The sequence below is a fragment of the Pokkaliibacter sp. CJK22405 genome (assembly GCF_046614695.1).
Classification (GTDB): Bacteria; Pseudomonadota; Gammaproteobacteria; order Pseudomonadales; family Balneatricaceae; genus Pokkaliibacter.
In genome coordinates, this window is the sequence record NZ_JBKKHQ010000007.1 from 97,620 (window position 1) to 121,531 (window position 23,912).

At 56.0% G+C, this 23,912-nt stretch carries 16 protein-coding genes; 10 read left to right on the top strand and 6 right to left on the bottom strand.

What is annotated here, in order from left to right; all coding sequences use genetic code 11:
* Positions 1-5: 5 nt before the first annotated feature.
* The 3 genes from thiP (at position 6) to ACKC9G_RS03605 (ending at position 3,752) form a co-directional block, all read left to right on the top strand.
* Positions 6-1,649, top strand: a complete 1,644-nt coding sequence (gene thiP / locus ACKC9G_RS03595; protein ID WP_411403567.1) for a thiamine/thiamine pyrophosphate ABC transporter permease — start codon at positions 6-8, stop codon at positions 1,647-1,649.
* A gap of 3 nt (positions 1,650-1,652) precedes the next feature.
* Entirely contained in the window at positions 1,653-2,309 is a 657-nt protein-coding gene (locus ACKC9G_RS03600) for an ATP-binding cassette domain-containing protein (protein ID WP_411403568.1), read from the top strand.
* Between the two features lie 207 nt (positions 2,310-2,516).
* Positions 2,517-3,752 (top strand): EAL domain-containing protein, encoded by a 1,236-nt coding sequence (locus tag ACKC9G_RS03605; RefSeq protein WP_411403569.1) that lies wholly within the window; start codon positions 2,517-2,519, stop codon positions 3,750-3,752.
* 44 nt (positions 3,753-3,796) lie between these two features.
* On the opposite strand, the gene ACKC9G_RS03610 is transcribed toward ACKC9G_RS03605, so the two are convergent.
* Entirely contained in the window at positions 3,797-4,645 is an 849-nt protein-coding gene (locus ACKC9G_RS03610; protein WP_411403570.1) for a LysR family transcriptional regulator, read from the bottom strand.
* 217 nt (positions 4,646-4,862) lie between these two features.
* On the opposite strand from ACKC9G_RS03610, the gene ACKC9G_RS03615 reads away from it, so the two are divergent.
* From ACKC9G_RS03615 to ACKC9G_RS03625, 3 genes are all read left to right on the top strand, one after another.
* Entirely contained in the window at positions 4,863-6,407 is a 1,545-nt protein-coding gene (locus ACKC9G_RS03615; protein ID WP_411403571.1) for an aldehyde dehydrogenase family protein, read from the top strand.
* Positions 6,408-6,594: 187 nt separating this feature from the next.
* Positions 6,595-7,317 (top strand): GntR family transcriptional regulator, encoded by a 723-nt coding sequence (locus ACKC9G_RS03620; RefSeq protein ID WP_411403572.1) that lies wholly within the window; start codon positions 6,595-6,597, stop codon positions 7,315-7,317.
* Positions 7,314-8,180: an urea carboxylase-associated family protein gene (locus ACKC9G_RS03625; RefSeq protein ID WP_411403573.1), complete on the top strand. Its 867-nt coding sequence runs from the start codon at positions 7,314-7,316 to the stop codon at positions 8,178-8,180. Before ACKC9G_RS03620 ends, ACKC9G_RS03625 begins: the two co-directional genes overlap by 4 nt.
* Positions 8,181-8,390: 210 nt before the next feature.
* Here ACKC9G_RS03625 and xseA read toward each other — a convergent pair whose 3' ends face one another.
* Positions 8,391-9,803, bottom strand: a complete 1,413-nt coding sequence (gene xseA / locus ACKC9G_RS03630) for an exodeoxyribonuclease VII large subunit (protein WP_411403574.1) — start codon at positions 9,801-9,803, stop codon at positions 8,391-8,393.
* Positions 9,804-9,879: 76 nt separating this feature from the next.
* Here xseA and ACKC9G_RS03635 point away from each other — a divergent pair, with 76 nt between their 5' ends.
* The 3 genes from ACKC9G_RS03635 (at position 9,880) to guaA (ending at position 13,753) form a co-directional block, all read left to right on the top strand.
* On the top strand, positions 9,880-10,470 hold the full coding sequence (locus tag ACKC9G_RS03635; RefSeq protein ID WP_411403575.1) for a DNA-3-methyladenine glycosylase I: 591 nt from the start codon (positions 9,880-9,882) through the stop codon (positions 10,468-10,470).
* Between the two features lie 100 nt (positions 10,471-10,570).
* The gene (gene guaB / locus ACKC9G_RS03640) at positions 10,571-12,040 is read left to right on the top strand and encodes an IMP dehydrogenase (protein WP_411403576.1); all 1,470 of its coding nucleotides are present in this window, start codon (positions 10,571-10,573) and stop codon (positions 12,038-12,040) included.
* Positions 12,041-12,172: 132 nt separating this feature from the next.
* Positions 12,173-13,753 carry a glutamine-hydrolyzing GMP synthase gene (guaA, locus tag ACKC9G_RS03645; RefSeq protein WP_411403577.1) on the top strand — a complete coding sequence of 527 codons (1,581 nt, stop codon included), beginning with the start codon at positions 12,173-12,175 and terminating at the stop codon, positions 13,751-13,753.
* A gap of 409 nt (positions 13,754-14,162) precedes the next feature.
* On the opposite strand, the gene ACKC9G_RS03650 is transcribed toward guaA, so the two are convergent.
* On the bottom strand, positions 14,163-17,774 hold the full coding sequence (locus ACKC9G_RS03650) for an ATP-binding protein (RefSeq protein WP_411403578.1): 3,612 nt from the start codon (positions 17,772-17,774) through the stop codon (positions 14,163-14,165).
* A 1,251-nt stretch (positions 17,775-19,025) separates the two neighbouring features.
* On the opposite strand from ACKC9G_RS03650, the gene ACKC9G_RS03655 reads away from it, so the two are divergent.
* Positions 19,026-20,024, top strand: coding sequence for a LacI family DNA-binding transcriptional regulator (locus ACKC9G_RS03655; RefSeq protein ID WP_411403579.1), 999 nt, complete (start codon positions 19,026-19,028; stop codon positions 20,022-20,024).
* A gap of 317 nt (positions 20,025-20,341) precedes the next feature.
* On the opposite strand, the gene ACKC9G_RS03660 is transcribed toward ACKC9G_RS03655, so the two are convergent.
* The 3 genes from ACKC9G_RS03660 to ACKC9G_RS03670 are packed head-to-tail and all read right to left on the bottom strand — an operon-like array spanning position 20,342 to position 23,849.
* Positions 20,342-21,103 (bottom strand): SDR family oxidoreductase, encoded by a 762-nt coding sequence (locus ACKC9G_RS03660; protein ID WP_411403580.1) that lies wholly within the window; start codon positions 21,101-21,103, stop codon positions 20,342-20,344.
* Positions 21,096-22,733 carry an FGGY-family carbohydrate kinase gene (locus ACKC9G_RS03665; RefSeq protein ID WP_411403581.1) on the bottom strand — a complete coding sequence of 546 codons (1,638 nt, stop codon included), beginning with the start codon at positions 22,731-22,733 and terminating at the stop codon, positions 21,096-21,098. The genes ACKC9G_RS03660 and ACKC9G_RS03665 overlap by 8 nt, the downstream gene beginning before the upstream one ends.
* A 27-nt stretch (positions 22,734-22,760) precedes the next feature.
* A complete protein-coding gene (locus ACKC9G_RS03670) occupies positions 22,761-23,849 on the bottom strand; it encodes a zinc-binding dehydrogenase (protein WP_411403582.1) in 1,089 nt (362 codons plus the stop codon).
* Positions 23,850-23,912 lie beyond the last annotated feature (63 nt).

The following is a 23,912-nucleotide window of genomic DNA, read 5'->3' on the forward strand; positions in this document are numbered from 1 at the left end:
GCGCCTTGGCTAAGCGGCCTTTGAAAAACTCCGTGCCGGTGCAGCCACCTTTGGTCGCACCGGTCTGGCGCTGGGCGCCGGGAGTGATCATCGCGCTGATGATTGCCGGCAGTGCCATGGCTGCGCTGCTGGCATTGCTTACTCATGCCAGTGAGTTGGATCCTGCGTCTCTCTGGCAACAGGCCTACCTGCGCCGTACGGTAATGTTCAGCCTTGAACAGGCGGCGCTTTCCACCCTGTTAACCCTGTTGCTGGCAGTGCCGGTTGCCCGTGCGCTCTTCCGACGAGGCCCCTGGCCCGGACGGCGCTGGCTGATCCGCTGTATGGAAGTCACACTGGTGCTGCCGCCCATCGTGGTGGTCTTCGGACTGGTGGCCGTACATGGGCGTCAGGGATGGGTGAACAGTCTTCTGAGTGGGGTTTTGCCCTCTTATCTTTACGGGTTAAGCGGTATTTTGCTGGCCCATGTCTTCTATAACGTGCCTCTGGTGGCGCGTTTACTTTTGCAGTCGCTGGAGCAGATCCCTTCCCAGCACTGGCGTCTGGCAGCGCAGCTGGGTCTGCAAAGCCCGTCTCTCTGGCGAACCCTCGAATGGCCGGTATTAAGAAAAGCGCTGCCGCGACTCGGTGCGCTGGTCTTCACCCTGTGTTTTACCAGTTTTGCCATTGTGATGACATTAGGCGGAGGGCCGCGCGCCACCACGCTGGAGGTGGCGATTTATCAGGCCCTTCGCTTTGATATGGATATTGGCCAGGCGGCGCTGCTGTCGCTGGTGCAGGCGCTGATCTGTGGTCTGCTCTGGTGGCTGGCCGGACGGCGAGGGCAATCCTCGGTGTTAGCCGGATACACCTTGCCCTCACCCTGGCCGCGACGAGACCGTCTGCAGCCATCCAAACGCTGGCTGGACCGGCTAACGCTGCTGCTTTTCATGCTCCTGCTCTTACCGCCTCTGGTGGCGGTCGCGCTCGAAGGAAGCGAAGGCCTGTGGCAGTTGCTTAATGATGGCCGCCTCTGGTCTGCCTGGTGGCTGAGCCTGCGTATGGCGCTGGTGGCGGGAATGGGCAGTGTGCTGGTGGCGCTGCTGATTGTCGGCGCTTCTCTCAGCCTTCGTCAGCGAATGAATAAAACGCTGGGGCAGTCTGTGGAAAGCGCGGGTTATCTCAGCCTGATTTTGCCCTCAATCGTGCTCGGCACCGGCTGGTTCGTCCTGCTGCGGCCCTGGGTGTCGGTCATGGAGGCGGGCTACAGTCTGGTGGTCGCCGTCAATATTCTGGTCAGCCTGCCCTTTGTGATTCAGGCGCTGCGCGGCCCATTGGCTTCCATGGATGAGCCTTCGCAGAAACTGGCAGCCAATCTGAACTTGCGTGGCTGGTATGCCTGGCGCTGGTTGTACTGGCCTCGGGTGAAGCCTGCGATTGGATTGGGGCTGGCCTACGGTATGACCTTTTCGCTGGGGGATTTCTCCGTCGTCGCTCTTTTTGGCAGCCCCACCTCACCGACTTTGCCGATGCTGTTGTATCAGCTGCTTGGCAGTTATCGCATGAGTGCAGCGGCAGCCTGCGCCTTGCTGATATTGCTGACCATGGTGATGATTTTTAGTCTTTGTGCCTTGCTGTTTCGGCGGCGCTGGCAACCTCAGGAGAGCTGAGTCATGTTGATTCTGGACGATGTTCGCTATGCCTATGACGACATTGATTACTGCTTCAGCCTCAAGGTGGCGGCAGGGCAGTGTCTGGCGATTCAGGGCCCCAGTGGCGCAGGCAAGTCGACATTGCTGAACCTGATTGCCGGTTTTCTTACGCCATCCTCCGGTCGGCTGGGCTGGCAGCGCGGGCAGACTCAGGACGCTTTTGAGGATTGGACGGGCCGTGAACCCTGGGATCGTCCGGTGAGTACGCTGTTTCAGGAGCACAATCTCTTTGATCACCTGAGCGTCTGGGAGAATGTCGGCCTTGGTATTCATCCCGGGCTTAAGCTGAGCGCCGATGACAAGGCGCGAATGACTGCCGCCCTTGAGGAAGCCGGTCTGGCGGGGATGGAGTCGCGTTTGCCGGGAGCGCTTTCCGGCGGGCAGCGTCAGCGTGTCGCGCTGGTGCGTGCCTGGCTCAGGCACTCGCCACTTTTATTGCTGGATGAACCCTTCACCGGGCTGGATATCCACACCCGCGAAACTATGTGGGCGCAGGTGCGGCGTCAGTGTGAGCAAGGCGCGGCGGTGATTATGATCAGTCATGATAAAGAAGATGTCGAAGCACTGGCCGATCAGCGCTTATGGTGTTATAACGCCATGCTTCACCTAGCGCCTTGATTTTGTAAGCGAAAGTGAACGATGCACGGCAGCATAATGCCTGGCACTGTCGTTTCATGGATTTGTGCGACAGACGCTGCCAGTGCAATATGACAGGGAGAGTGAAAACCACGCCACGTGGTGAGTTTTTCGGAACCAGAAGGCTTGAACAGTAACCTATTGAGGTACTGATCCACAGCAACGATCTCCCGGTAAAGTGACCCATCCATGCTGAAAACCCGCTCATTTCATCATTTTGAGCTTCGCAGTTTCTTTCAGCCCATCTATTCCCTGGCGCACAGGCGATGTGTGGGTATGGAAGCGCTGGTGCGTTGTCACGATGCCACGACCAAAACCCAGTATTCTCCCATCGAGCTGTTTGATAAATCCCGTGAGTGGGGTGAGCAAACCGAGCTTGATCGTCTTTGTCAGGAACTTCACCTGAATAACTTCCAGGCGCTTGAGCTGGAAGAACAGTGGTTATTCCTGAATGTCTGCCCTCCCACCGGCGTGCTGGTCGAAGACCCGGAAGCCTTCTGGCAGGAAATGCAGTCTCTCAGAATTCCGCCGAACCGGCTGGTGATGGAAATCATCGAGCATGAAAGCAACTCGCCGGAATATCTCGCCGAACAGGTTGCCAGCTACCGTCAGCGCGGCGCCCTGATCGCGATTGATGACTTCGGTGCCGGTCATTCCAACTTTGACCGCATCTGGCAGCTGGAACCCCATATCGTCAAACTCGACCGCTCCATGCTGTTGCAGGGGCGCGCCCAGCGTAAATTCCGTCATGTGCTGTCCAAGCTCATCCAGCTGATTCATGGCTCCGGTGCGCTGGCAGTGATGGAAGGCATCGAAACCCAGGACGACCTGCATCTGGCATTTGATTCCGGTGCAGACATGGTGCAGGGCTTTGGACTGGCTTATCCCGCCGCCGATCCGCGCCTTGGGGTTGTCGATGGGCGACGTAAACTCAGTGCACAACTGGCGATCAGTAGCCGCCGGTTTGAGCAGGGCGACCAGCAGCGAACCCGCAAGCTCGCGCCGTATGTGGATGTGTTTGCGCTGTGGGTGGGGGCTTGCCGCCGTGGCTATCTCGGCAAGGAGCACAGTAATGCCCTGCAGCAGCTCAACGGCATCATCCGCTGTTATCTGCTGGATCAGGAAGGCTACCAGATGGGCGCTAACCTGACCTTCCGCCAAACCACCGAGGAAGCGCAGCGCTTTCAGCCCATGCAGGATGGTCGCGGTGCCCGCTGGGCGCGGCGTACCTATTTCCGTGAAGCGATGGCGCGTCCGGACAGCATGTATATTTCTGACCCTTATCTCTCGATCAGTGATGGCGCCATGTGCCTGACGATCTCCCAGGCCTTTACGGCCGATGATGGCCAGCCGCTGGTGCTGTGTTTTGATATTGACGCTTCCGATTGGGAAGAAAGCGTCGACTCCAACTTCTCTGGCGAATAATCGCCTTTTTCCATAACCACATCCGTTCGGACTGACTATCGCTTTCAGGCTTCCGGCAGGCGCAGTTGCTGGCGTACCTGCTGGATGGCTTTCAGGAGCGCATCCGGCAGTGGCCGGTCTTTGGCGTAGGCAAGGCCAACGGTTCTGGCCATATCGATATTGCCGACTTCCCGCGTCACAATCTGGCTGCGACCTTCCACCGAACTCAATGGCACCAGCGATACCCCCATGCCTGCGGCAACCAGATCCAGCGCGTATTCTTCCGTATGTACCCGTGCCTTAATGGACAGTTGCACGTTCTGACGTTGCAGGGCGAAATGCCAGGCCTCCAGCACATCGCAGAAGCTGCGGCTGATAAAGGGCACACCTTCCAAATGCTGAAGGCCCAGTTTTCCCAGGCGGCCAAGGGGATGGTCAAGGGGCAGGGCCAGCACGTAATGATCATCCCACAGCTTGTGAAAAACCTCGCCCGGCAAGCGCTGATTGCTGGCAATGATGCGCGCATCCGCCGGGCTGTCGGCATCCACCAGTGTCAGCTCCAGCGCCGGTAACTGGGCAGAAAGCTCTTTCAGTAACAGGCTAAGACGCTGTCCGGAGAGAAAAGGCATCAGGCCGATACGCAAGGGCAGCGGGGCGGCTGGTTCACGAAACTGATGTTTGATTTCCTGCAGATCGCTGACCAGCTTGGATGCTAGCGGATACAGCTTTTCACCCGCCGGTGTCGGTGTGACGCCCTTGCTGTTGCGAATAAACAGCGGCGTATCCAGCTCACTTTCCAGCTGCTGAATCGCGGAGGAAATGGAAGGCTGAGCCACAAAGCAGCGCTTGGCGGCAGCGCTCAGGCTCAGCTCTTCATAAACGGCCTGAAAATAGCGAAGCGCACGAATATCCATCGACACGTCCTGATACCTAAGAAACCCGTTAAGTAGACAGCGTATTTAGCGCCATGTTCTGGCTATAGTCTATACCTGTAGCACCTTCAGAAATTCGCTATTTTACCTATTGCTCCGGCCTCTCTATGCTGACTCCAATGCCCGCTCATCCGACATTCATCAGAAAAGTGCCGTTCAGTCTCTGAAGCGCACTTTGAAGCAACCAACAGGATTCGCCATGTCTTACGAATTTCTTTCCCAGCTGGGTCTGGACTCTGTGGTCAGCAACGGCCAGTACGCCAGTGTCTACAGTGCTGATACCGCCACCGCTGGCACCGCCGCCGGTTTTGAAGTGACGTCCCCCAACACCGGCGAAGTCATTGCCCGCTTCAAGGATGCCTCTTCCGAACAGCTGGAAAGCGTGACACAAACCGCCGTTAGTGCCTTTGAAGAGTTTAAATCCCTGCCTGCGCCTCTGCGCGGTGAGCTGGTTCGCCGTATTGGTAACCTGGCGCGCGAGCATAAAGAGGCGTTGGCTGCGGTGATCACTCTGGAATCCGGCAAGATCGTGCAGGAAGCGCTGGGCGAAGTGCAGGAATGGATTGACGTTTGTGATTTCGCTGTGGGTCTGTCCCGTCAGCTGCATGGCCTGAGCATCGTTTCCGAGCGCCCCGGTCACCGCATGATGGAGCAGTGGTTGCCCCTCGGCCCGGTCGCTGTGATCAGCGCCTTTAACTTCCCGATGGCGGTGTGGAGCTGGAATGCCATGCTCGGCTTCGTCTGTGGCGACCCTATCGTTTGGAAGCCTTCCGAGAAATCCCCGCTGGCGGCACTGGCCTGCCAGAGCATCGTTAACATGGCGCTGGAAACCATGCCGGAAATCCCACGTGGCATCAGCCAGGTGGTTGTGGGTGGCCGTGAACTGGGTCAGGCCATCTGTGAAGACAAGCGTTATCCGCTGGTCTCCGCGACAGGTTCCACGGCCATGGGTCGCAAAGTCGCTGCCACGGTGGGCGCACGTCTGGGCCGCTCCTTGCTGGAGCTGGGTGGTAACAACGCCATGATCGTCAGCCCGACGGCGGATCTGGATCTGGCGCAGCGTGCCATCGTGTTCTCGGCGGTGGGCACCTGTGGCCAGCGTTGCACCTCGCTGCGTCGTGTGATTGCTCATGAAAGCATTGTTGAGGATCTGACCGCGCGCCTGCTCAAGTCTTACCCCAGCCTGCGCATTGGCCATCCGGCAGAGCAGGGTACGCTGGTCGGCCCATTGATCGACGAAGGCAGCTTCAAGCAGATGCAGGCGTCCATTGAGGCGGCCAAGGCGCAGGGTGGTGAAGTGCTTTACGGTGGTGACCGCTTTACCGACAGCGTGCCGGAAGGCGGTTTCTATGTGCGTCCGGCGATTGTTCGTATCGCTCATGATGCGCCTATCGTTCATGAGGAAACCTTCGCGCCGATTCTGTACATCCTGACCTACAACACCTTGGAAGAAGCCATCGCTATCAACAACGAAGTGCCTCAGGGTCTGTCTTCAGCGATCTTTACCGAAAGCATGCGTGAAGCAGAAACCTTCGTCTCGGCGGTGGGTTCTGACTGCGGTATCGCCAACGTCAACATCGGAACCTCCGGTGCGGAAATCGGCGGTGCCTTCGGTGGTGAGAAAGACACCGGTGGCGGTCGTGAGTCCGGCTCCGATGCATGGCGCAACTACATGCGCCGTACCACCAACACCATCAACTACGGCGGTGCATTGCCACTGGCGCAGGGCATCGTCTTCGAATAAGCCTCAGGCTTGTCGAGTCGGATAAGAGAGGCCTCCTTTGGGAGGCCTTTTTTTATTTCGCGAACCTTTGAAATTGTTGAACAGAAAATATGCGATTTATTGGCCTGATAAGATAAAAGTGCTTGCCTGCGGTGGTTATAAGAAATTATTGTTGAACAATTATTTTGCCTATCCACAGAGATCCTCCATGCCTACCGCACCCTCAACCGAGCCTCAGGCGCTGACCGCTGCCCGTTCTCTGCGTGAATTAATCCTGCAAGGTGAACTGGCGCCCGGCACCGCGCTGCGTGAGGCGGCCTGGGCGGAGCGTCTTTCGGTGTCACGCAATACCCTTCGCGAAGCCTTGCGTGATCTGATTGCCGAGGGACTGGTCGAGCATCGCCCGCATTTCGGCGCGACCGTGAAGGCGCTTAGCACCGATGAAATTCAGGAAATTTACGCCATTCGCCTAACGCTGGAATTGCGCGGCATTGCCTGCAGTGCGAACGCCAGTGAAAGCGCGCTAACGCAGCTGGTGGCTCAGGTCGATGCCTTGCAGCAGGCGGCGTTGAACGGGCACTGGCGTGACTGCGCGACCTTGTCGCTGGCGTTTCACCAGCAGATCGTCGGCTTTATCGGCTCGCCACGACTGGATGATCTTTTTGCCACCGTGGCAGCGCAGGCGCGGCTGGCCTTTGCTTCTGCCATTGATGATGAACGCTTCCAGCGCCCGTGGGTGGCGCGGGATGTGGAATTATGCCGACTGCTCTGCGAGGGCGACCGCCCTGCGGCCAGCCGGGCCATGGAGCTTTACCTGATGGAATCCGAGCGCGTGGTCATGGAAGCCGCCCGCGCCCACAACCTGCCACGCCCAGGCGTGATCTTTTCTGCGACGGCCAATGATGCGGCCCTCAGTGGAGGTGAATTGTGAAACCTGCTCCTTTTACCATGGCGCCAGCGGATGCTGCGCAGCGACAGGCCATCGCCCCGGTGATCTGTTATCCGGTGGATACGCTGCCAAGGCCGGACCTTGCTTCTTATATTGCTCTGCGAGATAGCCTCGAAACCGTTGAGCGATTGGTGATTCCTGCCCGTGAAGCGGCCTGCTGGAAGGTGCCAGCGGGGCACTTCTTCCGTATTCACTGTACGAAAGGCCCGCAGGTGGCGGACCTGAATCTCTTCAACGCCAATAACCTCAGTGAGCGTTTTTACTCCGGCAAAACCCGCGCCCTTTGCGGTACGCATTTAGGCCGGGGGGATCAGATGTTCACCAGCTTCCCCTACCTGCGGCCTATGGCGACCATCACCCATGACACGCTGGACTGGTACGGCTTTGATAGCTTTGGAGGAGCGGTGCACGATGTGATCGGTACCCGCTGCGATCCTTATACCCACAATCTGCTCTCGGAGGGCGGGCAGTATCATCACTGCTGCCATTCCAATCTGGTACGCGCGCTGGCGTCTTATGCGCAGTTGCCCGCAACGGAAGCGGAAAAGCTGGTGCATGACGTGCTCAACGTCTTTATGTGTACCGGCTTTACCCGCGATACCGGCCAGTATTTTATGAAGGCCAGTCCGGTGCGCCCCGGCGACTATCTGGAGTTTTTTGCCGAGATTGATCTGTTGGGTTGTATGTCGGTGTGTCCGGGCGGGGACTGCTCGGCCAGCCACTCATCCGATGTCGCGACCTGTCATCCGCTGGAGATCGAAGTGCTGCGCCCTGCGGCATTGCCCGAAGGCTGGAAAAGTCCGGCATTGAATGGCTATGACGGCAGTCACGGGATCAAGGGCTGAAGAAAGCGGTGTGCTCGCGGTGCTTCAGGGAGCAGAAAAAAAGAGACCCCGCAGAGCGGGGTCAAGAACCGTGATTAGCTTTGATGAGAGAAACAATGACCGGACCTTTCCCGGGGAAATACGTTGAGAGAAGGTGGCTCGTTGTGAATTCTCGAAAGTCATCCTAGCAGGCTGAGCCATTCTGTCAATGATAATGAGAGTAATTATTATTTAGTTTTCTGTGTCAGTCGATGTCACCGTACTGACAAACCGCCCCTGACCCAAACGGGTGACCACGGACTGGCCTGCGACAAGCTGCTGAGTATCCTGCACCACATGGCCCTGTTCATCCTGCACGATGGCGTAGCCACGCTCGAGGGTGGCCAGTGGGCTGACCAAATGCAGCGCCCGCATCTGCTGCCCCAGCCGTTCCTTACGCTCGGCGATGAGCTTCTGTCCCTGTTGCAGTAGCCGCTGCTCCAGTTGCTGAAGCTTGCTGCCGGGGCTTTCCAGAGGTTGCTTAATCGCCCGATGCAGGCGTGAACTCAATTGCTCCAACTGCTGGCGTTGCGTTGCCAGTCGGCGCTCCGGTGATTGCTGTTCATGGCGCTGAATTAACTGTGCCAGTTGCTGGCGGCGCTCACGCAGCTGCTGTTGCAAGCGGTACTCCAGCCGTTGACGCAGCTCATCCAGCCGCTGACTGTATTGCTGCCACTGGCGTTCGGGCTGGCGCAACCGGCGCTGCAACTGCTGCACATACTGATGATGTTGCTGAAGCTGGCGGCGCATGGCGTGCGTGAGCCGACGCTCCAGTGTGCTCAGCTGCTGCGCATGATGGCGGTGATCCGGCACGGCCAGCTCGGCAGCCGCAGAGGGGGTTGGCGCACGCAGATCGGCGACAAAATCGGCAATGGTCACATCGGTTTCATGGCCGACAGCAGAGATCACCGGCAGCTCACTGGCGGCAATGGCACGCGCTACGCTTTCCTCATTAAAGGGCCAGAGATCTTCCAGCGAGCCGCCGCCACGGCCCAGAATAATCACTTCGGTATCAGCCAAACGGTTGGCCAGTTCCAGCGCCCGCACAATGGCTGGCGCGGCTTCTGTGCCCTGCACGGCGACGGGGTACAAGTCAACTTCCGTGCCGGGGCTTCGGCGTTTCAGCACATTAAGAATGTCGCGAATGGCGGCGCCCGTGGGCGAGGTGATGACTGCAATCCGCTGAGGGTCGGTCGGAACAGGGCGCTTGCGCAGCTGATCAAACAGGCCCTCAGCCGCCAGTCGGGTTTTGAGCTGTTCGAAGGCCTGCTGCAGGGAGCCAAGACCGGCAGGCTCCATAAAATCCCCCAGCACCTGCACATCGCCGCGAGGCTCATAGAAGCCCAGGCGACAATAAAGATGCACTTCATCGCCATTTTTTGGGCGAAAACGCACCAACTGATTTTTGCCACGGAACATGGCGCAGCGAATTTGCGAGCGGTCATCCTTGAGGGTGAAATACCAGTGACCGGAAGAGGGCGCGCTGAAGTTGGAGACTTCGCCGCGAATAATCACAGTGGCAGGAAAGCCCTGCTCGATAACGCCACGAAGCTGACTGGCGAGCTGACTGACGCTCAAGATGGCTGAAGTGCGGCGTTGGCTCATGGTACCCTCAAACGCTGATCCGAACCGGGCCATCCTAACAGAGCTGCCCTGTCATGCCAGCCAGGAATCCATCCCCATGACCGATACCGCACCAACACGCTGCCGCTGGGTGAGCGATGACCCGCTTTACCAGACGTACCACGATGAAGAATGGGGCAGGCCTGATACGGACAGCCGCAGCCTGTTTGAAAAACTCTGTCTGGAAGGACAGCAGGCCGGCTTAAGCTGGATCACCGTATTACGTAAACGCGAGAATTACCGGGCGCTGTTCGCCGGGTTCGATCCGCAACAGATTGTGCAATTCGACGATGAGCGCATCACCGCCATTGCCGCTAACCCCGGCATCATTCGTCATCGCCTGAAAGTGGAAGCCATTGTGCGTAATGCCCGCGCCTATCTGGCGATGGAAGCCAGGGGGGTCAGCTTCGCCGATTTTCTTTGGCAGTTTGTGCAAGGTAAAACCCGGGTGCATCGTCGCCAGGGCCTGAATGACGTGCCTTCCCAAAGCCCGGAGGCCGAGCAAATGAGCAAGCAACTCAAGAAAGCCGGCTTTACCTTTGTCGGCCCCACCATCTGTTATGCCTTCATGCAGGCGGTGGGAATGGTCAACGACCATCAACTGGATTGCCACGTCTATAAGGCCTGTGTTGCAGAGGCGAAAAAGTAACGAACACAATTTGTACATGCTGATTGTGTTTAGACCGGGAAAAGCGCTAAAATATGGCGCTTCTTTTAATCCCTCTCCTTGATAAACAGGCAGGCGGACTATGTTGCGTATCGCTCAAGAAGCCCTCACCTTTGACGACGTTCTTCTGGTGCCCGGTTACTCCGAAGTACTCCCGAAAGACGTGTCGCTCAAAACTCGGCTTACCCGTGAAATTACTCTGAACATGCCTCTGGTATCAGCGGCCATGGACACGGTTACCGAGGCTCGTCTTGCCATTGCTCTGGCTCAGGAAGGCGGAATCGGAATTATCCACAAAAACCTGCCCATCGAAGCGCAGGCGGATGAAGTTCGTAAAGTTAAAAAATTCGAAAGCGGTGTTGTTCGTGACCCGGTGACCTGTTCACCTGCCACTACCGTTCGCGAAGTTATCGAACTGACCCGCAAGCACAGCTTCTCTGGTTTCCCTGTCGTTGAAAACGGCGAACTGGTTGGTATTGTGACCAGCCGTGACGTGCGTTTCGAAGACAACCTCAACGCTCCGGTCAAAGACATCATGACCCCTAAAGAGCGTCTGGTGACAGTACGTGAAGGTGAATCCCACGAAGTGGTTATCACCCTGCTGCGTAAACACCGCATCGAAAAAGTACTGGTCGTTGACGAAGCCTTCCGCCTGCGCGGCATGCGTACCGTGAAAGACCTGCACAAAGCCGAGGCTTTCCCCAACGCCTGTAAAGATGACGATGGTCGTCTGCGTGTAGGCGCGGCGGTCGGCACTGGCGCTGACACTCCTGATCGTATCAAGGCACTGGTGGAAGCCGGTGTGGATGCCATCATCGTTGATACTGCCCACGGTCACTCCAAAGGCGTTATCGACCGTGTGCGCTGGACCAAGCAGAACTTCCCACAGGTTCAGGTGATCGGCGGCAACATCGCTACTGCTGAAGCGGCTATCGCGCTGGCGGATGCCGGTGCAGACGGCGTTAAAGTCGGTATCGGCCCCGGTTCTATCTGTACCACTCGCATCATCGCAGGTGTTGGTGTACCGCAGATTTCTGCGATCTCCAACGTCGTAGCAGTGATGCAGGAGCGTGGCGTTCCTGTGATTGCAGACGGCGGCGTGCGTTTCTCCGGTGACCTGGCCAAAGCCATCGTTGCTGGTGCAAGTGCGGTTATGGTTGGTGGTCTGCTGGCGGGTACTGATGAAGCGCCCGGCGAAGTTGAGCTGTTCCAGGGTCGTACCTTCAAGTCCTACCGCGGTATGGGCTCACTGGGTGCGATGTCCGGTTCCACCGGTTCTTCTGACCGTTACTTCCAGGATGCCAAAGCGGGCGTCGATAAACTGGTTCCCGAAGGTATTGAAGGTCGCGTTCCTTGCAAAGGTCCGCTGGCTGCCGTTGTTCACCAGTTGATGGGCGGTCTGCGCTCCTCCATGGGTTACACCGGTTCTGCCAACATTGATGAGATGCGTACTCGTCCACAGTTTGTCCGCATCACTGGCGCGGGCATGAGCGAAAGCCATGTGCACGATGTCACCATCACCAAGGAAGCACCCAACTACCGTATGGGTTAAGTGGCAGCCTGAATCTGCCTTGAACGGCCGGCTAACCCCGGCCGCTTTTACTTAAACTGTTGTGACAAATGGGGCTGGCTCAGGCCCCGTTTTTATTTTTCAACTGGCCCCCGGGCGGTTGTGGAGAAACCTATGTCAGTCGATATTCATGCCCAACGGATTCTGATTCTCGATTTCGGTTCCCAGTACACCCAGCTGATCGCACGTCGCGTCCGTGAGATCGGTGTATTCTGCGAGATTCGTCCTTTTGACATGACCGTAGAAGAAATCCTCGAGTTTGCTCCTAAAGGGATCATCCTCGCAGGTGGCCCTGAGTCGGTCACCGAGCTGGATTCTCCACGTGCTCCCCAGGGTATTTTTGATCTGGACCTGCCTTTGCTGGGCATCTGCTACGGTATGCAGACCATGGCCGAGCAGCTGGGCGGTAAAGTCGGTAATTCCGAGAAGCGTGAGTTTGGTTATGCGCAGGTGCGCCTGCTGGACGGCGGTAGCCGCCTGCTGGAAGGCATTGAAGACCACATCACCAACAACGGTTCTCTGGTGCTGGACGTTTGGATGAGCCACGGCGACAAAGTCACCGAGCTGCCAGAAGGTTTCCACACCATCGCCTCCACCGAATCCGCGCCGATTGCGGCCATGTGTCACCACACCAAGAACTACTACGGCGTACAGTTCCACCCGGAAGTGACCCACACCAAGCAGGGCGGTCGTATTCTGTCCCGCTTCGTGAAAGACATCTGTGGTTGTGACGCCCTGTGGACTGCCGCCAACATCATCGAAGATGCCATCGCTCAGGTGCGCGCGACCGTTGGTGACAACAAAGTCCTGCTCGGTCTGTCCGGCGGTGTTGACTCCTCTGTTGTCGCGGCGCTGCTGCATCAGGCCATCGGCGACAAGCTGACCTGCGTATTCGTTGACCACGGTCTGCTGCGCAAAGGCGAAGGCGATCAGGTCATGAAAATGTTCGCTGACAACATGGGCGTCCGTGTAATCCGCGTTAACGCCGAAGAGCGTTTCATGAGCCTGCTCGAAGGCGAAAACGACCCTGAGAAGAAACGCAAAATCATCGGTAACACCTTTATCCACGTTTTCGATGAAGAAGCTGCCAAACTGCAGGACGTCAACTTCCTGGCACAGGGCACCATCTACCCAGACGTGATCGAATCTGCCGCTTCCAAAACCGGCAAAGCCCACGTCATCAAGTCCCACCACAATGTGGGCGGCTTGCCGGAAGACATGAAGTTCCAGCTGGTTGAGCCACTGCGTGAACTCTTCAAAGACGAAGTGCGCAAGATCGGCCTTGAGCTTGGCCTGCCATACGACATGGTGTATCGCCACCCGTTCCCCGGCCCGGGTCTGGGTGTTCGTATCCTTGGCGAAGTGAAGAAAGAATACGCCGCCATCCTGCGTGAAGCTGATGCGATCTTTATCGAAGAGCTGCACCGTGCAGGCTTCTACCACAAAACCAGCCAGGCCTTTGCCGTGTTCCTGCCGGTGAAATCCGTTGGTGTGGTGGGTGATGGCCGCCGCTACGAATACGTTATCGCCCTGCGTGCCGTAGAAACCATCGACTTTATGACCGCGCGTTGGGCACACCTGCCCTACGAACTGCTGGAAACCGTCTCCAGCCGCATCATCAACGAAATCGCTCAAGTGTCTCGCGTCACTTATGACGTATCAAGCAAGCCACCAGCGACGATTGAGTGGGAATAAGCTTCCTGTTCGGCATTAGCTGATATAGACAAAAGAAGCCCCGCATTTGCGGGGCTTCTTGTATTTTGTGTTTGGTATTTTATGGCAGGGTTTGGCAGCGCCAAGCATGGATTTTTCATTGTATGAAAGATGGTATTTTTTGCGTGATGCCATTGCGTCGGATCCGTGCCATGAAAGCCTGATCATAAGACTCATGGTATCTCAATCCCACAAGGAATTGATATCAAACAGAATAGCCTCTGAAAATCCCCCGTTTCGGATTATGGTGTTTTGAGGCTAGGAGATGCCTTTCTATGCTGATCGATACCCAGCTGCGGTCAGGGCAAGTTCTGCAAAGTGAATGACCGCAACGATCTCTATGTGGCAGAGGAGCCCGGCGCAGCATTTTAAAAGGTCATGGGTGGTCATCCTATGACCGATACAGATTAACCGTGATATCGTTCGAGAAAGTCGAATCTCTTGCCGAAGATATGATGTTGCGCTCATTCAGCCATCTGACCAATTCGCTGTTTTCGTTCGTCCTTTTGAGCGTTGGACGCATATATCCGGTCTGGATTTTCGAGTATGGGCTAGGAAGCTTTCGCAATACCTCACGGACCTGCTGCGTATCGAGCTTGTTGTGAAGGCAATTGAGTAACTGGATCTTTGTGCTTACTGGCTTTGCATTCACGATAATTGCCTTGACGATATCAGCTGTGAGTGAAGACAGCTTGCAATTTGTCCGTAACAGGATCGGCCCGATGATAGCTGCACGCTCGGGAAGGTTGGGAAGGTCGCTCAAGTCCATCAAGTTGATGATCGCACGTTTCTCGTTGTCCGAAATATCGGAGACAAGCAATCGCTCGTGGAGATCGTCGTCGACCGAGAAAGTGTCGGGCTCGCGAAGATAGGAAACGATGTTCTGCGTGACGAATGCCGTTTGAAGATCTATATCGCCCTCGAGTGCCGCTAGGTTTTCGGCATTGAACGTTACGCGGTGCTCATCAATCAGTATCCGACGCTTGCTGACGCTTACGGCACCAGGAAATTGCTTGAACTCTATTGGAAGAGCTCGGATATAGTCACGATATGCGATGTCCGCGAGAGGCTCTGCATCAATCAGGAACTGACGAAGAGGGAGTGCCTCTTTGTTGTCTGGAATCGGAGTTTCCAGAACGGCGGAACGGGCTTGGTCATCGCCGAGGAAGGTGGTGAGAGCGTCGCTTTCGAAATTTTCGGACTGAATGAAGGCAAGGCAGTTGGGCCAGCTAGGCACGATTCGAGCCTTACGAAACACCATAGCCTGAAAGCGCACGGGCACCTCTTCGAAAGCTGGCATTAGATTAGCTTGGCGTAGGACGAAGGTTTCTATCTCTTCGGCATCAAGCGTATCGTGGGACATTACAGCTAGAATCGCGTCAATATCCTCCTCATCGTCCTCGTCGATATCTAGCAGCACATTTGCAAAATAAGCTTCAAAATTATTTTCCACCCGGTCGATGAGGGGTTTAGCTCCGGATTCTCGAACCGCCGTGTAATGCCGTTTACGCAATGCCTGGCCGGTTTCTTTGCCGAGGATAGAGCCAAAAATGTAGTCAAAGTTCGCCTCATTCAGGCGATAGTGGCCAAACTCGTACAGTTGGCGCGCAATATTTGGATACACATCGATGGCAGCAAAGTCCTTTGTCTCTATCTGCAATTCTTCGAGCTTCAGCGGATCCAGGCCCTCTAAGAGGTCGAGAATGTCCCGAATATTGTCGGTCGCGAACAACTGAATCTCGGGATGTTCTTTGCACTCGCGAGCCAGCATGTCGGACGGAAGATGCTCGATAAGGCCCGCGATATGCAAAACTGCTAAGGGGCTCTCAATGGCCGTAGGTACGAATCCGCGCCACGCGGTAACGAACTGCCTCAAAAAATCGGCAACGTGCGATCCTGTCGCATAATAAGCTTCGAAGAACTCCTGCTGGTTCAGAAACTCGTTTGAAAGATACGCGAAGACTCTCCTGAGTCGCTCCTTATGTCGTTCGCTTTCTAGGAGCGCATCGATGAGCCGGACGTTCAGAGCATAATCTAGACTGAAATCGTCTTCCCTCATTCCCGCAATGACCTCGCTAGGGTTATCAATTAGGAAGGTGGGTTCGGGTGTATGGAAGCTTCTGATCTGTATAAGGAACTTGTTGTCGTTTGGCGAAAGTCGTCCCGAGTGAAACAAGGAGATGTACTGATAGTAGCTGTCGTCGAGATAGCCCTCCAAGAGCAGGAAACGTGCGAGATCGCCGCCGTCGCCGAAACTCTCAAAGAGGTCTTTGACCTGCTGCATATCGGACCGAAGCAGGATATTGAACTTGCTGGTCCGGATGGCTTTAATCTTTTGTCTTAGTTCGGTGATCCGATCGTGAGCTGCCTTTTTATGAGCACCTGCCTTCTGTTCAATGCTTTGTACCCGTTCGTCATAGCTGGACTCGGAGTCTACCGTTTGTTGCAGGGCCGAATTATTGAAACGGACGCCATTACTACGGTTAGTCCATTGGATGAGCTTCGGTGCAGCTATAATTGCGCCGATATCTTCATGATCGGATAAAGTTCTGAGCGGAATGAAATCATTTGCGTGTGTGGTTCTGCCAACGCCAATCGTATCACCCTGCAGCCCCTCGATAAGGGCCATCACGTAAATTCGTCTAAGCTCGCGCAGATCCTTTGGGATCTGCTGTTCGGCGGCTTCGATATTGCGTTCCAATTCAACGATCTCGGATTGATAGCTCCGTTCACCTTTGGCGATGAGTTCGTCCTTGCGCCCCAAAATTTCAGCGAGATTCCCTTCGCCCCTATGCAGCCGTTCGAAATCCCTAGGATAAACGTTCTTATATATCAGCACGGCGAGAAGCTTTGTTGGATCAAGGTTGTTCTCACCATCTGTTTCCAGATTGGCTATATAGATCGCGTACTCGTTGAAGATGTTGTGGATAAGCCGGAGATCGCTCAAGTGGCGGGAAACTTCGCGCAGGAACTGCTTGTCGAGCCTTCCGTCCAACTCCAGCCGCTTGCCCTGCGCCAGTACCATATCAATCGAGTTCGAGCTGTTGATAATCGGAACAACGGGCACGATGAATTCGAAGAATTTGGTCCGGTCGGTGTTGAGGAACATGTCGTCGCGCAGCGCGTAGAGGAACCTAATCCGCCGTTTCACGCCCACATTGCCGTTCACAAGACTATTGATTTCACGAAGGGTGACGAAGATATCGGAGTCGTCGAATCGATCTAGATCCTCCACAATAACAAGGTCGTAACGCGTCGACTGGAAAAAGTAGATAATCTCGTCGAGGTGGCGGTTCAGGATTGAATCGTGGTTTTCTGAAGACGGCTGTATCTGGATATCCTTCAACGAAACGCTTTTGAGCGAAACGCCAAAGCTGGCGACATAGAAGTGATGAATCGCGGACCAAAGAAAGATCAGCGCGAAAGCGGCGACGGAGATATCGAGCCAGTTCGTGAGGTCGAAGGGTTTAAAATATGATCCATCAAAAATCGCTTCGCGTTCACTGAACATACGCCAGAGAGCTAGCAATCCGGTGAGAATGTAGAGTGATCGAAATTTTGACCCAAAACCAGGCGTTTGGATGCGCTTAAAACGTGAGAGGGGCAATTTGTCTGCATCTGCGCCATAGAGCAGCTGCTGGAGAATACTCCGCTCAATCTCTTGTTTGGTCACTTTGCGTTGCTCATCGCCTGCTTCCGGTAGGAAGGCGGCAAGAGAAATATGTAGGGCTTGGCGAGGATAGGACTTAAGGAAGGATCGGATGATGCTACTTTTGCCAGAGCCATAAGGTCCTGTAAGCGCGATATTCGATACGTTTGGATTGTCGGTCGCTTGCTTCAATGCAGCTGAATATACCCCTGCTGGGTCAGCATCATCAGTGGGTGCGAGATCAACGAGCCTCCCGAGCACTACCGGTGACGCTGATCGGGGGCATAGCGCTTCCGCTATCTTGATGAGTTTATTCGATATCCAGCAGCCGATTTTAGTAATACAAGAACCCATAGAGAATTGACCACCATGTTCTAAATCTTATCCCAGACGCTTCTATAAGCTAGTTGGCTATGCTGCGTCTTGCACGAATGCCGTAGACGGCCTGATCTTTACTCAATAGTTTGCCCCCTATGTCTCGTCGCAAACAGCCACAGTGTGATGCATAGCAGATGCAATTGAACGAGCATTGAACAATTCATGATACTCGTTTTTACCATGAACTATTTTATGATTGCATACTGATACTTAACTCTGCCACCAACAGTCGAGTGGGAATACGTTATCCACTGGTAAGTATTGCTTGATGTTAAAGAATCCTCCTAGTGCGTTTTTTTTCACGTTTTAACAATGCAACTCCATAATCTTTGGTGGGTCACAGGTAATCAGTCGATCGAGGCGCACTAAATAAATGAATTTTATTGATAAGGCTCCCACATAAACAGAAGAATGTTTATGTAATTTTTATAAAGACTAAATATAAGATTTTATAAGGTGATCGAAGATAATTAGGGAGGTACATAGAACAGGTGCTTGAATAAAGGATTATTCTTCAGCTTTTGCTCTGGAAACCGACCCGATATTCTCAGATCGCCTGCAAAAGCTTCTCTGGAGTCCCATGACACAAACACTCTCCTCTCGTAAAGCCTTAATACCGACCTCTTAAAAATCGACTTCATTCTTCGTACCGGATGATTCCACGGCATAAAGTCAAATGTAGGGGCGGGCAGCACTTCCAGTACTCAATATTCGTCACGGCTAAAGAAGGTAAATTGCACTTTGTTGGTGGCCAGTAAGCTCATATTTTCCATAAGACCTGATGTGTACATGACGAATAGGCGGAGCATTTCGGTCGTTGTAAAAGTGTAGTTCTGCAGGTAAATCGTGAGAGTTTCTTCATGCTCCAATTCTCTGAGGTTGTTGAATTCAGAGTGTGGCCAGTTACATCAATTCTCTCTTTCAATCAGACCCGCTACTAAAACCCCGAACGCCCCGCCATAAACCTCCTGGCTTCACGCTTCTACTCTGAAGCTAGGGGATAAAACCCTTCCCATGACACCTGCTTTCGCGCTTTGATCTAAAACGAATAAGCATGCTTAGCTGGTGAGAATTACCTTGCTGGAATCATCACTCCTTATGTCTTCTTCCTTTCCCTTCTCCACAACGCTCTGTTCTGACGATGTTATCGTTATCATCGCCGCTGGCGCTTTCCAGCACGGTGGTTTAGTCTGCCTTCGGTAGCAGTTTTCAGGACAAGTGAAGGTTATGGCCAAGAAGAATCAGGTCACCATTGCGGATATCGCCAAGCGGGTCAATTTGACCAATATCACGGTGTCGCGGGCGTTAAGTAAGCCGGAGATGGTGAAGCCTGAAACGCTGGCGCGCATTCTTGAGGTGGCGCGTGAGCTTAACTATGTGCCGAATGCCTTTGCCCGTTCCCTGAAGCGCAGCGAGAGCCGCATTATTGGTCTGGTGACTGCCAGTATCGATAACCCTTTTTATGGCGATGTGATCAAGGCCATTTCCTGGGAGGCAAAAAAGCACGATTACTCCCTGATGTTGTTTGATACCGACGGCTCCGCCGAGCTGGAAACCAAGGCCATCGAGACCCTGCTGAGCTATCAGGTCGCGGGGATTATTCTTTCCCCCATTTCTGATGCGCCGGATTACCGCCCACCGTACCTCGGTGCACTTGAACAGAGCCGGATTCCGGTGGTGCAAATTGACCGTGCCCTGGCCGAGACGCCTTTTAGCAAGGTGGTGCTGGATAATTACGACTCGGGCTACAAAGCGGCCCAGTGGCTGGTCAGCCATGAGGTGCGTTCGATTCTGGCGCTCACGGGGCCTGAGCATTCCCACATTACCCGCGAGCGTTTTCGTGGCCTTGAGCAGGCGATTAAAGAGAGCGGGCGCGCAATCTCCGTCGAGGTGATTCCCGGTGATTACACCCTGAACCCGGCGATGGAGGCGACCCGTGACTTCCTGCAAACCCATCCCGTGCCGGATGGCATTTTCGGCTTTAACCAGTTGATTACCCTTGGGGCGATGCGGGCCCTGCGTCAGGCGCAACTGGACAGCCGTCATGTGCAGCTGGTCGGCATTGACCGCTTACCCTTCGCAGATATTTTTGGCGTGAAGGTGCCATGCGTTTGCCACGACACCACCAAGGCGGGCACCAGTGCGATCACTTTGCTGCTGGATAAAATTCGCGACCCGGCCCTCGGCACGCAGGAGATCGTCGTCGCTGGTGAGCTGATCGCGTAGTTATCCCAAGGCTTCGGTAGTTCTTATCTATCTATTCCTGCGTCTCACAGATCGGCTCTCTTATCTGAGCATTTATCGGTGTGCCCGGCGCTGATCCGTCATACATCTTCTTTGCACTCTGACCTGATCGACGGCCAAAAAAAGCCCGGGAAACGGTGATGGGATTTCCCGGGCCAAGGTTCCTTAGGGGCAGGCGCGGCGCTTTAGCGTTTGCCTGTCTTCAGGCCCCGTTTGGAGTGATGAGTTCTGCCGGTTTACCGGCGTTCTGTCAGTCTGCGACTCGAAGTCCTCTGCATTTGGTGTGAGCCTTTCCCTCGTTATACGGCGGTAAAGCCGCCATCCACCGGCAGGGCGACGCCGGTAATCATGTGCGCGGCACCACTCAGTAAAAACAGCACCGGCGCTACCACATCCTCAACGCGGGCAAAGCGCCCAAGAGGAATGCCGGCCAGCATGGGGTCGCGCTTTTCAGGCGCTGACCAGGCCTGTTCTGCCATCGGCGTCAGCGTCACCGTCGGGTTGACGCAGTTGACGCGAATACCGTGGCGTCCCCATTCCAGACATTGCACCCGCATCAGCGCATCCAGTGCGCCTTTGGAGGCACAGTAACTGGCGTGGCCATGAAGCCCGACCAGGCTGGCCTGACTGGAGAGGTGCACCACCGCGCCGGTTTTTCCGGCCTGCAGCATGCGCCCGACAATCAGCGAGCTGACCAGCGCACTGCCGCGCACATTGGTGTCAAACACCTGGGTGAGGGCGGTGGCACTTAAGGCATCGGCAGGTTCCAGGGAGGTGACCCCGGCGCTGTTCACCAGCGCATCCATCACCGGTAATTCCTGCAAGGCGGCGGGTAATGCATCGGCATCGGCGATATCCAGCAGCACCGGCGAGCAGCGCGGGTGCTCGGCGAGTTCATTCAGTGCCTGCGGTCGCCGGGCCGCCGCGTAAACGTTGGCTCCGGCGGCCAACAGGGCACGGGCGATACCTTCGCCGATGCCGCTACTGGCTCCGGTCACAAGGACGTTCATGCCGGTGAAATCCGCCTGCCAGTGGCCGTTTGGGATGAGGGCGTCAGTCATGGTGGGCTTCCTCGGCAGGATGCGCGGCGGCGGTTTTCACGACTGCAGGCGGTGTGCTGATCTCATTAGCCAGCTGCTTTAGCCCTTTCATCACCTGCCTGAGGTTGGGGTAGAGCTGGCAGTAGAGGCTGAAAAGCTGCTGATAGTGTTGTACCGCCGCGGCATCGGGCAGGGCGCGCTGGCGCAAATGCACCCAGCCTCGTTCGACCTGCTGGTCGTTCACCAGTCCTGCGCCCAGCGCAGCGAGCAATGCTGCGCCAAGGGGGGCTTCCACTTCTTCCTCAATGGTGTAGACCGGCAGGCCGGTAATGTCGGCGATGATCTGCATCCACAAATCCGAATGGCTGGCGCCACCGACCACAATCAGGCGCGGGTTCAGCTCTGCCGCGCCTCTGGCTCCGGCCTGCATGTTGTGATTGAGGGCAAAGGCGACGCCTTCGAGTACGGCGCGATACAAGTGTGCGCGGGAGTGGCCAAGTCCAATGCCGACAAAGCAGGCGCTGGCGTACGGGTCCCAGATGGGGCTGCGCTCGCCCATCAGATAGGGCAGAAACAGCAGGCCATCACTGCCGACGGGGACGTTTCTGGCCTGGCGCTCTAGCAGTACATGCACATCAATGCCGGTGCGTTCGGCTTCGGCGGCTTCTTCCTGACAGAAGCGGTCACGGAACCAGGTCACGGCGGCTCCGGCGGTGAGGGCGCCGCCGAAAATGTAGTTATCCTGCGAGGCGTTGTAGACATGGGGCATGGCGATTAAACCGTGGCGCGCATCGACCTCGCGGTTGATATAGCCCCAGCACATGCTGGTGCCGAGCATGGCGACGTGATCACCACTGCAGACCACGCCGGCCGCAAAGGTGGCAACGGCGGCATCCACACCACCGGCCATCAGTGGCGTGCCTGCCATCAGGCCCAATTGCTGTGCTTCCGGTTCAGCGAGGGTGCCGACCACATCGGCGGAATCGACCAGTCGTGGCGGCATCATCTCAGCAGGAATGCCGAGGGCCTTGAGCATGGTGGTCGACCACTGGCGCTGGCGAATGTCGTAGACGCCGCCGATATTGCCCGCAGAGCTGTGATCCACCGCCAGTTCGCCGGTCAGACACCAGGCGATATAGCTGTTGGGTGGCAGCAGGTAACGGGTTTTTGCCCAGATTTCGGGGCGGTGATTTTTCAGCCACAGCATCTTGGTGTAGCCGTAATAGCTGTCGACGCCGTTGCCGGTGATGTCTTCCAGCTGGCGCAGATCCACCTGTTCGCGTACCCACTCCACCTCTGCCGTTGCCCGGCGATCCATCCAGATCAGGCAGGGGTGAAGGGGCTGCATATCAGCATCGACGGGAATGCCACTGCCACCGTACAAACTGCTGATGCACAGGGCTTTAATGGCGGAGGCTTCAAGCCCCAGCGCTTTCGCCTCGGCGGTGAGTGTTTGAATGCACTCGCGCACGGCGCTCAGCCAGACTTCGGGCCATTGTTCGGCCCAGAGGGGTTTGGGCGTGTCCACCCGGTAGGATCGCGTCGCCTGCAGGTGAATCTGTCCCTGGGTATCCACCAGTAGCGCCTTGGTACTCTGGGTGCCGATATCCACGCCAATCACGTAGTGGCTGTCGGGGCTTAGTGTTTTCATGCCTCTTCCTCGCCGATGTCCTGAATCTCAGGAGTGGGGCTTGAGCAGTACTTTGATGGAGTCGATGGAGTTGGCCAGGGCAAAGGCATCTTCCCAGTGAGACAGTGGGAAGTTATGGGTGACGATGCCTTTGGAGGTGACCAGTCCACGGTGCAGCAGATCAATGGCGACAGGGTAGGTGTAGGGGCCAAGGTGCGCGCCGCGTACATCCAGCTCCTTGCGATCACCGATGATCGACCAGTCCGCGCTGGTTTCTGCGCCAAATACCGAGAACTCGACAAAGCGGCCAAGCTTGCGGATCAGATCCAGCCCCTGGGTGACGCCAATGGGCGCGCCGGTGGTTTCGATATACACATCGCAGCCGTAGCCGTCGGTCAGGCTATTGATGATGGCTTTGGCATCCTGCTCGCGTGGGTTAATGACCACATCCGCCCCGTAGGACAGCGCCAGTTCAAGACGCTCTGGCACCAGATCAATCACCACCAGTTTTTTCGGGGTTTTCAGGTGGGCGACCTGCACCATGCACAAGCCCAGCGGACCTGCACCGGCAATAACCACCACATCATCCAGCTGAATATCGCCCCGGTTCACTGTGTGAATGGCGCAGGATAAAGGCTCAACAATGGCGGCATCTTCCACCGGCATGCTCTTGGGAATCTTATGCACAATGGCGTTGGCCGGAATGCGCATGTACTCGGCCATGCCGCCATCGGCGACTTCGCGCTGGAAGCCGAAAATGTTGTGGACTTCGCACATCCAGTATTTGCCGCTGCGACAGAAACGGCACTTCTCGCAAGGCACGATCTGTTCGGCAATCACCCGGTCATCCATGGCGACATTAAAGTGCTCAGCGGCACCTTCACCGATGGACACCACATGGCCGAAAAACTCATGGCCAGCGATTACCGGCGGCTTGACCCAGCTGTCCTGGCCGTCGCCGCCCCAGAACATCTTGGCGCCACTGTGGCATTTGCAGTCACTGGCGCAGATGCCGCAGGCATCAATACGAATCACCAGTTCGCGCGGGCCTGCCGTTGGGGTGGCGACACGCTGCAGGCGGTAATCCTTGGGACCGTGACAGACCACGGCTTCCATATCAGGGCCTAGAATTTTCATCACACTCTCCTTCAGGTTGAGACGGCTTTTTTGGGCAAGCCGCTCCCGGATGAGGCGGCGGGC